Raw genomic sequence first — 12902 nt, forward strand, 5'->3', positions numbered from 1 at the left:
ACGTCCTGTCTTTCCTTCATGTTCGTTCAAAATGGTTTATCCGATTTTCAATAACCGTTTCAGCCTGTCTTTCACGCGCCCTGGTGCGAGGTGAGCACCGTGTCCTCAACAGACCTTGAATTGTCCATATTCACGAGGCTTAGCGAAGCACAGGCTGACTGGCAACAACTAAAGGATGTGCTGCACAGTAATCCATACCAGTCTCCTGGCTGGCTTTGCAGCTGGTTCGAGACAGTCGGCCAGAGCCTGAATTGCACGCCGGTGATCGTTGTCGGACGGTGTCGCGGTCAGGCGGTTTTTCTGCTGCCACTGCAACTTAAACGGTCTGCTGGAACCTCTGCGCTGACGTTTCTCGGCCACCAGAATGGCAACCAGAATACGGGCCTCTGGCACGCCGATTTCTACCGAGGTGCCACGGCAGACGAGATGAAAAGCCACCTGTCTGCCGTCTGCAAACAGGTCGGTGCTGATCTCCTCAAGCTTGAAAACGTTCCGGAGACCTGGCTAGGGCGAGACCATCCGCTGGTATTCAAAGGAGCGACATCAAGCCCAAGCCCTGTTTTCGCCCGCGCTCTGCCCTCCGATTTCGGACAGTTGTTCAACGACACACACAGCAAGTCCTCACGCAAGAACCTGCTTCGCAAGGAACGACATCTTCAGGCAGCCGGTAATTACACGATTGCCAAAGCCACCTCCCCTGTCGACAGGCAACGTGGCTTTGATGCTTTTCTTGAACAACGCTCTGTCAGGGCAAGGGAAGCGGGCATTCCGAATGTTTTTTCGGCGCCCCCAGCGAAGACGTTCCTGTCCAGCGTGGTTGGACTGGATGCAGCGGGCAGCGCGCAAGATCACGGCGCTCATCCCCTGGATCTCTGGTACCTGGAAGCGGGAGACCGGATCAGGGCCACCTATCTGTGCGCCCAGCATGGCAAGACACTTTATGCCTACAGCAACAGCGTTGCTCATGACGACATGCTGCCCAACAGTCCAGGGCTGGTCCTGATCAAGGAAATCATCGAACGTGCGTGCAGTGATCCGACCATCGACACACTGGACCTCGGCCTTGGCGAGGAACGCTACAAGACCACGTGGGCGGAACCAGTGTCTTTGAAGGACAGCCTTTTGGCGATGACCTGGAAAGGGGCTCTCCGCATGCGTCTGGAAGCCGCTAGGCTGAAAGCCAAAACCCACGTCCGCAATTCATCGATCCTGTGGCCGCTGATCCGGCGTTTGCGCAAGATGAAAGCTGGTATCGCCGGCAACAGTTAGACAGTTGGCGACCAACTGTCGCCAACATCTTCCTCAAGCGGCGTGCCCGTCACCGTTTCTGCGCGGCCCCGGTCCGGTTCCACCAGAAATCACGACTTCGACCTTCGCGCCTGTGTTATGTGCCAGTAGATTGGCCGCACTTTGCAGTTCGTGGCCGTGGTCTGGCGCCGATGCTGCAATCAATACCCTGTCCGCGAAACTCAACATACGGGCACTCGCCAGCGACCCATCGATGGCGCCAAGATCGACAACCACGGTTTCATAGGTCGACTTGATTGCTTCAAGAGCGAGCTTGAAACGTTCCGAGTTCACCATTTCGTCCGTGATCTCAACCCGCCCGGCCTCAATGATATGCGCCTTTGATCCGGCATCGCGATAGACCACTTTGGCGAAAGGCACCGTTCCGGCGACGATGTCGGAGAACCCTTCGGCCCCCTTCAGGTTGGTCTGATCGGGAAAGACTTCCATGATGAGAGAAGACTTGCCACGTCCGGCCGCCTTCCGGATCAGGTCGAAAGCGAGTTCGTGAGACAGGGCCTCATCATCGACGCTGAGAACGACAACGCGTCCCGCCGCTTCGACATCGTCCGCGTGCGTTGTCTTGAGCTGCTCTTCCCGCTTTGCTTGCCTGCTTGTCTTGCTGGCTGAAACCACAGGAACAGGAGCGACTTCCGCGCCTGGCACCTCTGCTTCGGCTTCCTTCGAACCCCGCATGTCCCCCACCCAGTCCGGGCTGACATCGTGATCGTAGCCGGTCTTCTTTTTGCGACCACGAAGCTTGCCGGACAGGATCCCGATGCGTCCCTTTGGCCGCTGTGTCTTTTCCGAGGCCTGGGGTTGGGGTTGGGGTTCCGGGGTCTGCTCAGGAACCGTTTCTTCGGCTGGTTCATCAATGCTAACGGCTGTTTCAGGGACGCTTGGTTCAGCGTCGCGAAGCGTGTCGGCTTTGCTCCACTCGCCGGGATCGATCCTGTAGCTGGCAACCGTCTGACCGTAGCCGCCGCCCCAGCCTGGGTTTTCAGCCCGCACGGTATTCTGAGGACCTGACTGCGGCCGCTCATCCATTCGCGGTGCGACACGCTGCCCTTCAGACGAACCATCCTGCATCCGATAGAGCGCATTGCCGTTCAGAAATTCGCGCATGAGCACGAAGGCACATCCGAGAATAAAGGTGACAAGCGCAGCAATGATGGTGCTGGCAATGATTTTGGGCGAATCCGGTTCTACCGGCACGCTGGCACGGGAGATGATCCTGGCATCGGCAGGCAGAACCTGTGCACGCAAGCGGGAATCAGCTTCCTGGAAACTGAGAAGAAGCTGGTCAAGTTGCGCCGCCTTGGCATTGGCTTCGCGCTCCAGTTCCGCGAGCCTTGCCTGATCGGCGTTGGATTTTGCCGCAGCCGTCTTCAGCTCCTCAAGGCGTGCCCCAAGTGCTTTTGCGCGCTGGTCTTGCACCTTCGCATCATTTTCCAGTCCCTGCAGGATCTTGCGTGCTTCCGATCGGATTTGCCGGTCGTAATCACCAAGCTGAGATTGAAGCGCCTTCAGTTGCGGGTGGTTGGGCAACAGTGTGATTGAGAGTTCGGCAATATTGGACTGAATTTCGACCTGACGCTCCCGCAGACGCTGAATGAGTGCGGAATTCAGCACATCGCTGGCAGTCTCGAGAGAACCGCCTGAATTCAACAACTCGCGAATGAGGTCGGCTTTGGCCTGCGCCTCGGCCTTGGAGGACTGGGCGTCGGAGTAAGCGGTACTCGTTTCGGCAAGTTGCTGCTGGTTGAGCGGGATATTGTCAGCGCCGATCAAAAGGTCGGCCCGGGCGCGAAAATCCGATACCGCCTGCCGGGCTGCCTGAACTTCCCGGCGCAATTCGACAATCTGAGGCTCCAGCGCAGCGGAGGCCTGCTCGGTCGTCTGCCGTTTTGCGCTGGATTGAACCGACAGATACTCATCAACAATCGTATTGGCGACCTTGGCCGCCAGAACCGGACTTTCGGCGGTGTAGTCCACCGCGATCACGCGGGATCCTTCCAGCCGGTAGATTTCCAGGTTCTCGTAATAATGCTTGAGGACCCGCTCTTCCTCGCTATTGCCTTCGGTCTCGTTTCCGAACCCGACCAGAGACAGCAGGAGATTGACGAGGCTGCCATCGTCGTTGGCATCGAATTCCGGGATCGCAGCAAGGTTGAGCTTGTTCGCGACACGACGCGCCAGATCAGCGGACTTGAGCAGTTGAACCTGGCTGACAACACCTTCGCTGTCGAGCAGGGCTCGCTCTTCTTCCTGCCCTCGCGATGCACCGGGCAGATTGTCCGTGCTCTCGATGATGAGGCGCGCTTCGCCCTTGTATTTGGGCGCTACGAACTGGAGCCCCAGAAAGACGACAACGGTGACGAAGAGCGTGAGTGGAACAAGCCAGCCCAGGGATCGACCGATCGTCCGCAACAGACCACCCAGATCCAGCGCCATATCGTCTTCGGAATGTGTCTGCCGCTCAGCATTCATCTTTTGAAACTCCAAGATACCGGCAAACTATGTCGAATTATGGTAAGCGTTCGGTTAAGCTGGTTACAGTCTCCGGGGTCGCCCTGTTAATTAATGCATGCGCAAATTTGACAGGGTGCCGGACAGGTCTTTTTTCCTCTTCACCCTCAATTAACCATAAAGCGCGATCCTGTCTCCGAATTGTAGGAGAGTCGTTGATGCGAACGAGAGCGCTTGTTGTCCTGGGCTTGTGCCTGGGCCTTGCTGCATGCAGCGGGTACAGACAGCCGCCGACAGCGTTTCACGAAACACTGACCCAGCCTTATCGTTTGGACTCAAGCGATAAGCTGCGCATTATCGTGTTCGGCCAGGATGACCTGTCCAATACTTATGTCGTTGATCAAGCAGGATATATTTCCTTCCCGCTGGTCGGCAGCGTCGCTGCGCGCGGCAAGACCCAGCAAGGCCTGGCATCCGAAATTTCGGCCAAGCTGCGTCAGGGCTATATCCGCGATCCGGACGTCTCGGTGGAGGTCGATACCTATCGTCCGATCTTCGTCATGGGTGAAGTGCAAAATGCAGGCCAATATAATTACGTTGCCGGCATGACCGTTCAAAACGCCATCGCAACAGCGGGTGGTTTCAGTTCGCGGGCGCTGCAGTCAGATGTGGATATCACCCGACAGCTCAACGGTGAAATTCTAAACGGCCGTGTGCCCATTTCGGACCCGGTGCGTCCCGGTGATACAATTTACGTCCGTGAGCGTTATTTTTAGGGTCCCGCCAAGTTAACTGTGGACTCACCTCCCTTTGTTAGGGTGCAGTTTCAGTGCCCCACAGGTTCGACAAGAAACCTGGGGGTAGCAACAGGGATACTGCATCATGACAACGACCCCCATGCGGATCGTGCATTGCGTGCGCTCGCCCATTGGCGGCATTTTCCGCCATATCCGGGATCTGGCCATCTGCCAGTCGGAAGCGGGACACGATGTCGGCCTCGTATGTGACAGCAACACGGGCAGTGCTTTCGACAATCAGCTTCTTGAAGAGCTGAAGCCGAGGCTAGCTCTTGGTATTGCACGCTTTCCCATGCAACGTCAGCTAACCGTACAGGATCTGACGGCAACTGTTTCCCTTTACAAGCACATCCGGGACCTGAAACCCGACATCCTTCATGGACACGGGGCAAAAGGTGGCGCCTATGCGCGCCTGATCGGCAGTGTTCTGCGCCTGCGCGGCCAGAAAGCCGCCCGCGTCTATTGCCCTCATGGCGGCAGCCTGCACTATGATCCCAATCGCTTCGAAGGCCGGGTCTACCACACGCTGGAACGGCTTCTTGGCCGCCTGACCGACGGGCTGATCTTTGTGTCCGACTATGAAGCCGCAGCCTACGAAAGCAAGGTCGGTCACACGAAAGCCCGATCGCGCATTGTCTACAACGGGCTGACACCGGACGAATTCACCCCCGTTCCGGTGGATGAAGCAGCCGCCGATTTCCTTTATATCGGAATGCTGCGAGACCTGAAGGGACCGGACCTTTTCATTGAAGCGCTTTACAACATTCGCCTGAAGAACGGCACCGCGCCCAAGGCTCACATCGTTGGTGAAGGCCCGGACGAAGAGCGGTATCGTAACATGGTGAGGAAGCTGGGGCTCGACGGCGCAATCACGTTCCATGGTGCCCTTCCCGCTCGGGAAGCCTTCAAGCTTGCCAGGAACGTCGTTGTACCCTCACGCGCCGAAGCCATGCCCTATATCATCCTGGAGACCGTGGCGGCAGAACGTCCGCTGATTGCAACACGCGTCGGCGGCATTCCGGAAATATTTGGCCGCTATGCCAATCGGCTGGTGGAACCAGGCCATATCGGCAAACTGACCACAGCCATGGAAGAAGCACTTGCGGATCCCGCCAAGATGGCACAGCAGGCAAAAAACCTGCGCAGCTGCCTTGCAGAGACTTTCTCGGTCGACCTCATGAACGACAGAATCACCACCCTCTACCAGGAAATCCAGGGCATCGCCCCGACCGATAGCTCGACACCGGCCCAAGCTGATAGTGTATCAGCCGTGCCGCGTGCGCAGACTGTTCTTGCCAGATCGAACAACCGATAATGAATACCCCAGTTTTTAAACCCTCTGATGCGGTCGAACCGAAGCCTGTTGCGGGCGGGACATCCGCTTTGGGGCACAGATTGGAAAAGCATTTCAGACATACCGTTCATGGCGCGACGGGCCAAAGCAACGTCGAGGTTCTGTCCGCCGCCAACACCAGCCTTTCGGCCGATGCCTTTGAAATTGCTCAAGGCTTAGGTGGCAAGGGCGTTTCCGTTACCGTTCTCACCGGCATGGTGCGTCTGACGGATGTACTTCTGATCGCTGGCACGGCCCTGTTCGCAGTCTTTACCAGTCCCGAAGCGGCTGGTTTCGGACTTGGCAACCTGTTTGTTACTGGCGCCGCCATCCTGTTTGCGCTCGCCTTTTTCCAGGCCGCAGACGTCTATCAGGTTCCGGTCATGCGCCAGGGTCTGTCGCAGATCGGACGCGTTGCCGCCGGCTGGACGCTCGTGTTCGCCATGTTCGCGCTTCTGCGCACCACAACAGGCATCGGTACGGAACTGTCAGATGCCTGGATCGGCGCCTGGTTCGCGATAAGTCTGACCGGCCTTTGCCTGTCACGCTTCATTGTCTATCGGCTGGTGCGTCACTGGATGAAATCCGGTCGCCTGGAACGGCGCGCGATCATCGTCGGTGGCGGCACGGCCGCCCAGGAGCTGATCCACGACCTGGAAGCCCAGGCGGACAACGACATCCGCATTTGCGGTATTTTCGATGACCGGAACAACGAACGTTCGCCGCCAGTGGTGGCCGGCTATCCGAAGCTCGGCAACATCAGCGCGCTGGTCGAATTCGCCCGTCTGGCACGCATCGACATGCTCATTGTCTGCATTCCCTTGCGCGCAGAGCAAAGGGTGCTGGAGCTTTTGAAAAAACTCTGGGTTCTGCCGGTCGACATCCGGCTTTCTGCCCACACCGACAAGGTTCGCTTTCGTAACCGCGGATCGAGCTTCATCGGTACGGTCCCATTTGTCGACGTGGTCGAAAAGCCGATAGCCGATTGGGACATGGTGGCCAAGCGGATCTTCGACCTTGTCTTCGCTTCGCTCGCCATCATCACGCTGCTGCCGGTCATGATCGCCGCTGCCATCGCCGTGAAGCTGGACAGCAAGGGGCCGATCCTGTTCAGGCAGAAACGCTACGGCTTCAACAACGAGATCATCGAAGTTCTGAAATTCCGGTCCATGTACACGGAAATGGCCGATCCGGACGCCAAGAAGGTGGTGACCAAGGGCGATCCCCGCGTGACCAGGGTCGGTCGCTTCATTCGCAAGACTTCGATCGATGAATTACCGCAGCTTTTCAACGTTCTCGGCGGCAGCCTGTCGCTCGTCGGACCTCGCCCGCATGCTGTCAACGCCCATACCAACAACAAGACCTGGGACGACGTCGTTGACGGTTACTTCGCGCGGCACAAGGTCAAGCCGGGCGTGACCGGCTATGCGCAGATCAACGGCTGGCGCGGTGAAGTCGATACACCGGAAAAGATCCAGAAGCGCGTGGAGTGCGATGTCTACTACATCGAGAACTGGTCGATCCTGTTCGACCTGAAAATCCTTATCCAGACGCCCTTCCGGTTGCTCAATACGGAGAACGCCTATTGAGCCTTGCGACCGACCATTTTGGCAGTACGCCTCATGCACGCGCGCCTATCGGTCTTCAGGCCAGGAGCCTGGGCAACGGCGCACTGTGGCTTGCAGCCTTTCTGTCCGGGTTCGTAATCGAGGAGCCGGCACCTTACGAACTCTACATGGCACTGCTTTCGGTCGTCTGGCTTGCCTGCGGCCTGAAACTTCGTCGTGAATTCGGTCCGCTGATCATCTGCCTGATGCTTTACATTGCAGGCGGTGTCGCCTCCATTCCCATGGCCAAGGAGATGGGCGATGCCATCATGTACATCGCCGTTTCCGGCTTTCTGGCAATCACTGCAATCTTCTATGCCGCCATTATCGCGGAAGACCCTGGCAGGTTCAGGGTCATCCAGAGCGGCTATATCGCCAGCGCCGTGCTTGTGGCTGCCATAGGCGTTGCCGGTTACTTTCAGCTTTTCCCCGGCGCGTCCTATTTCACACTCTACGATCGAGCTCGTGGCACTTTCCAGGACCCCAACGTGTTCGGTCCGTTCCTGGTGCTGCCGACGGTGCTTCTGGTCCAGAAGCTGCTCCGGCAATCGGTGCTGCGCAACCTGCACCTTTTGGTGCCGCTTGCCGTTCTGTTGCTCGGTGTCTTCCTGAGTTTTTCACGCGGTGCGTGGGGTGTGCTGTCGGCATCGGTGCTGCTGGTCTATTTCCTGGCGCTCGTCACCGAAAAGGCCGCTGCCCGCCGGGCACGCCTGGTGCTGCTCGGCGTAATCGGCATTCTTGCGGTCTTCGCACTAATCGGCGCGGCGCTTTCGGTCGATACGGTCGCCGACATGTTCGCAGAACGGGCAAAGCTCGTACAATCCTACGACGGTGCCCGCCTTGGCCGTTTCGCCCGCTACTCGCTCGGCTTTCAGCTGGTGATGGAACACCCGCTCGGGCTCGGCCCGCTGGAGTTCAACAAGTATTTCCCGGAAGACGAACACAACGTCTATCTTAAAGGCTACACGACCTACGGCTGGCTCGGCGGCTCGATCTACATTCTGATGGCGCTATGGACGTTCTGCGCGCTGGTGCCGCTCCTGTTCAAAGCCCGCCCGTGGACCGCCTTCACCCAATCCGTCTTCGCGGTGTTTACCGCGCATCTTATCCTGTCGGTGATCATCGACACCGACCACTGGCGGCACATGTATATGCTGTACGGTCTGGCCTGGGGCCTGATTGCCGCTGAAAAGCTCGGCCATGGCCGCCCTGCACGACCGGTTCCCGCCTTCCCATACCGCAAGTAACAGATGTCTGGAAAAGCCTCCAAAGAAGCGCAACAACCTGCTTGCGCTTGGCATGCGAACAAGCTAGGTAGGGTCCGTTCGGGCAGTAGCGCAGCCTGGTAGCGCACTTCACTGGGGGTGAAGGGGTCGTCGGTTCAAATCCGGCCTGCCCGACCAACACAAACTTCCCCAAATATTTTGCAGATTTTGAACGACTATGCGGCTGGAACTCCATCCAGCACCGCATTGCGTTTGCCGTTCAGCATTCCAACGTTTCACCCAGAAGTATCACAGTCTGTCATTTTCGCTTCCCGCAGTTGCTTGCCGTCGGATGCACGCTATGCGTAAACTTACCTACCGTGACAACGTATGGCAGCTTGCGGCCACGGCACGGAACTGGCACCTGATTATGCTGTATTCCGAGTAATCATAGCTACCAGTTCGTATTCGAATATTCCGAGTATTTTTTTGATGAGAATAGCGACAAAATTTTCGAGAAAGTCGTCTGATGATTTTTACTATTGCTACAGCGTCCTCGCGCGTAATCTGTGTTCTTCGTTCAAAACCATTCCAACGACAGACATTTATTTCCTGAATTCCAACCGCGAGCGGAGCTTGCAGCGCGAAGGTGTCAATTCGTTTTCCACCCGTGATGCCGTTGTCGTCTGCCGTCGTGATCATCCGGGCGTCGTCGAGCGTCTTTTGAATGAAAAGACAAAACGGCTCTATTACGTGATCGATGACAATTTATGGGCAGCCGACCACGATGTGTCACTGCCTGAAATTTACCGGCAACGTTTGCTGAGCCTTCGCAATGGACAGCACAACAAGCTGGCAACTGCAGCCGACACGATTGTTGTCCCTTCGCCTGCCTTGTTCGAGGTCTACGAGCAACAAGGATTTCAGGTCAAAATGCTCGATCCGTTTTGGTCAGAAGCACTTTCGACGGACTGGTGTTTTCAAGACCTGCCGGCAGATGCACCGCTCAGGATCGGCTACCTGGGAACTGCCAGCCACGCCGCCGATCGAAAATTCGTCCTTGAGGTATTTGAAAACCTGTTGGCGACAGGCGCAAATGTCGAACTGACAATCGTTGGAGATCACGATGTACCGCCGCAGCTATCAACGCACCCCAAGCTACGGATTTTGAGGCACCTCGACTGGTATTTCTATCGCAAGCGCCTATTCAAACACAGGTTTGACGTTCTTCTCTACCCGGTAATACCTTCGAGCTTCAACGATGCCCGATCCGCGAACAAGCTGGCAGAACATGCCGTTTGTGGAGGCGTTGGTGTGTACAGCGACAGCTGGGCCTATGCTGACTTCGTTCGTGTCAACCGCGTGGGCCTGGTCTGGAAAAACAGCGTTCGAACCTGGGTGGACAACCTGCTGTCGCTATCGATTGAACGGAACTTTCAGGATCTCGTCGGATCGCTCACACCCGTTCATGAGCGCAATGAAATTGCCGGAAGAGAACAGAAAGCCTTCTGGTCGGCGTGTTTGGAAGCTCCTCGAGATTCATGTTCTTGAATACCAAAATGATCGATTACTTGGATCTCTCTTTTGCAATACTCTTGTAACCAGGCGCCGCTATTTCTTTAGCCAATTCCGACCTATTTTCGTCTGATAAATTTATCCCAATTTCTTCAAGCCAAGTTGCGAACCGTTCTGACTGTGCTTTCATCCTCTCGAAAGACAACAGATAAACAGGTTGTTCGATCTGATCGAGAACTTTGGCCATTGCGAAATAAAAATGAAATGCGTGCTGGATACCCATCTGCAGATCCGACTTATTAAGACCATGGACTGGACTCCTGGACATAATCGTCGAAGCCACATCCAACGGATTGCGTATAACGTAAAGCAATATTGAATTTGGATATTGCGATGTAAGATACGTTAAATGAAAAGAAAAATTTGGAAGCTTGATACCAACAACATCTTCCTCAACAAGCAATCCATCTATCGCGGCTTTGATTTTGTCCTCAGTAAGATCAGGTATCATCAAATCTGGAAGTTCATGATTGTTAACATCAACATCCCCAAAGTATATATTAGCTCTCCGCAATGCATAAGCTAGTGCAGAGGTTCCTCCACGACTTGCCCCAGAAATGAGATACACTTTTTTCTTGCCCGATGAAAACTTCTTCATCTTCTCATCGTTTATTGAAACACCAAGGTCAAATAGTTTCATATACTACCACCTACAAATCCATCCATATAACACCTATCAACGAACATATAATAATTAAAGCCCTCAAAATACTTCAACTTACATTATACTGGAAGTAAGCGTTATGATGCGAGAAGTTTTCATTATAATAAGGGTCTCGTTGCATGATATCACCCCAGCGCTGCCTCATGGTCATAGACTCATGCTCGAACCTTGCTATTTTCTCCGGCGAAGTATCTTGGCCACGCGAGACAGACTCATGATGAAATAATTGGGCGTATGGAGTGTATACATTCTTTAACCCAAAATCTCTTGATAGCCTTAAGCAAAAATCAACGTCGTTATACGCAACCTTTAGATCTATATCGTCCAGACCTCCACATTTTAGGTATTTATCCTTTTCAACAACCATGCAAGCGGCAGTAACTGCGAGAAAAATATTGTGGAAGTTGTAACCTGTTCTGGTAGCCGATATCGCCGCCTTGATAAAATTGAAAAGCGTGATTTGCGATACCTCCCACACCCACGATCACACCAGCATGTTGAACCAAACCGTTGGCATATAGGAGTTTCGCCCCAACAGCCCCGATATGAGGCAGTACCGCATAGGACACCATCTCCCGAAGCCATTCAGAAGAAATAACTTGAGTGTCATTGTTCAAGAGCACAACAACTGAACCTGAAGCATGCTCAACGGCAAAATTATTCATGGCTGAATAATTAAATTCACCAGAATATGGCAATACAGTTACAGGGTGTTTTTCTGTTATTTCAGCCAGATATTCTTTTAACTCCACTTCCACACTGTCATTGTCCACGATGACAACGTCAAAACTTGGATAGTCTGTTTTATCAAACAGACTGAAGACACAGGCCTTTACAAATTCTGTGCAGTCACGGGTTGGAATAATGATGGTTACGTGCGGAACCGGGCTTGGGAGCTCCCTAACGATCCTGTTGCACCCTGAAGGGCCATTCGTTACCGACACCGGCGCGTCCGGGTAATTGTCCTTAAAGTATTCACGCACGGCGCGCTGACGCGCTTCTATGGCTTGCTGCATCCAGCGATCGGAAAAAGATCCCGAACCGGAGAAGCATCGCCAATGGTAGAGAATTTTCGGAATATGACGAATATTTTTCTCGTCAATCCGAGCAACCACCCGGAGTGCTAGATCATGATCCTGACTTCCCTCGAAACCTGGTCGAAACCCTCCGACATCCCTGACGATTGAAGCCCTGTATACGCTGAGGTGATTGATGTAGTTCTGGGTTAGAAAAAGTTCCAGATTCCAGTCCGGCTTGAAGTGTGGATCGGTAAGCCAGCCCTCCTTCCGAATTTTATCTTCATCCGAGTAGATGAAATCTGCCTCAGGATATTGCCGAATTTCTCTGGCAACATAATAAAGGGCATGAACTGGTAGCAGGTCATCATGGTCCATGAACGCAATGTAGGGACCGGTCGCAATATCTATGGCAGAGTTTGAAGCTCTGCAGATATGTCCGTTTTCACTCCGGTAAACGACCTTGATGCGCCCGTCGCTTTCTTCAAATTCCTTGAGAGCCTCTTGAACGGCAGGATCCGTTGAGCAGTCGTCAGCAATGCACAACTCCCAATGCGGATATATCTGCTTCTTCACGGATTGGATGGCATCTCGCAGCTGAGCCAGATCTGTATCATAGACAGGCATTGCAATTGAGATTACTGGAGGATTATGCCAACCGGCAACTTCCTGCAGCATCTCTTCTCGTTCTGATATAGACGGGTTTGCTTGTGCAAAGCAGATATGTGGTCCGACACGAAGATTCTTGCCTTGAATACTTGTGGCGCTGAAAACCAGTCGGAATCGGTTTCGGGAACGCTGCCTTTTACCAACGACGTACCACCAGCAAGCAGCTACAAATATTCGTGGCGAGAGAAAAGCTTCGTATAGCCTTCGACAGTATTTATTATCCTGTAAATCAAACAGATTATTATTAGACAAGATTTTCAATTTTCCTCCGAACGGAAAT

General features: G+C 54.3%; 9 protein-coding genes and 1 tRNA gene. 7 read left to right on the top strand and 3 right to left on the bottom strand.

The features are described from left to right. Positions 1-99: 99 nt before the first annotated feature. Complete coding sequence (locus tag ACP90_RS17800; RefSeq protein WP_145915793.1) at positions 100-1269, top strand: GNAT family N-acetyltransferase; 1170 nt, start codon at positions 100-102, stop codon at positions 1267-1269. 33 nt (positions 1270-1302) lie between these two features. Here the strand turns inward: ACP90_RS17800 and ACP90_RS17805 are convergent, their stop codons facing one another. Continuing rightward, entirely contained in the window at positions 1303-3777 is a 2475-nt protein-coding gene (locus ACP90_RS17805; RefSeq protein WP_062489117.1) for an exopolysaccharide transport family protein, read from the bottom strand. Between the two features lie 197 nt (positions 3778-3974). On the opposite strand from ACP90_RS17805, the gene ACP90_RS17810 reads away from it, so the two are divergent. The 6 genes from ACP90_RS17810 to ACP90_RS17835 all read left to right on the top strand — a co-directional run bounded on the left by ACP90_RS17810 (position 3975) and on the right by ACP90_RS17835 (position 10249). Then, entirely contained in the window at positions 3975-4532 is a 558-nt protein-coding gene (locus ACP90_RS17810; RefSeq protein WP_023003844.1) for a polysaccharide biosynthesis/export family protein, read from the top strand. A 106-nt stretch (positions 4533-4638) separates the two neighbouring features. Then, entirely contained in the window at positions 4639-5868 is a 1230-nt protein-coding gene (locus ACP90_RS17815) for a glycosyltransferase family 4 protein (RefSeq protein WP_062489118.1), read from the top strand. Continuing rightward, entirely contained in the window at positions 5868-7475 is a 1608-nt protein-coding gene (locus ACP90_RS17820) for an undecaprenyl-phosphate glucose phosphotransferase (RefSeq protein ID WP_062489119.1), read from the top strand. The genes ACP90_RS17815 and ACP90_RS17820 overlap by 1 nt, the downstream gene beginning before the upstream one ends. Then, positions 7472-8740, top strand: coding sequence for an O-antigen ligase family protein (locus tag ACP90_RS17825; RefSeq protein WP_062489120.1), 1269 nt, complete (start codon positions 7472-7474; stop codon positions 8738-8740). The genes ACP90_RS17820 and ACP90_RS17825 overlap by 4 nt, the downstream gene beginning before the upstream one ends. A gap of 79 nt (positions 8741-8819) precedes the next feature. After that, positions 8820-8896: transfer RNA gene (locus tag ACP90_RS17830), tRNA-Pro, on the top strand. A gap of 294 nt (positions 8897-9190) precedes the next feature. Further along, positions 9191-10249, top strand: a complete 1059-nt coding sequence (locus ACP90_RS17835) for a glycosyltransferase family 4 protein (RefSeq protein WP_145915794.1) — start codon at positions 9191-9193, stop codon at positions 10247-10249. A gap of 16 nt (positions 10250-10265) precedes the next feature. Here ACP90_RS17835 and ACP90_RS17840 read toward each other — a convergent pair whose 3' ends face one another. Both ACP90_RS17840 and ACP90_RS17850 read right to left on the bottom strand, forming a co-directional pair. Continuing rightward, positions 10266-10913: a sulfotransferase family protein gene (locus ACP90_RS17840; RefSeq protein WP_055653489.1), complete on the bottom strand. Its 648-nt coding sequence runs from the start codon at positions 10911-10913 to the stop codon at positions 10266-10268. A 380-nt stretch (positions 10914-11293) separates the two neighbouring features. Then, the gene (locus ACP90_RS17850) at positions 11294-12883 is read right to left on the bottom strand and encodes a glycosyltransferase (RefSeq protein ID WP_145915795.1); all 1590 of its coding nucleotides are present in this window, start codon (positions 12881-12883) and stop codon (positions 11294-11296) included. Positions 12884-12902: the final 19 nt, after the last annotated feature.

The sequence above is a fragment of the Labrenzia sp. CP4 genome, from assembly GCF_001579905.1.
GTDB lineage: Bacteria > Pseudomonadota > Alphaproteobacteria > Rhizobiales > Stappiaceae > Roseibium > Roseibium algicola.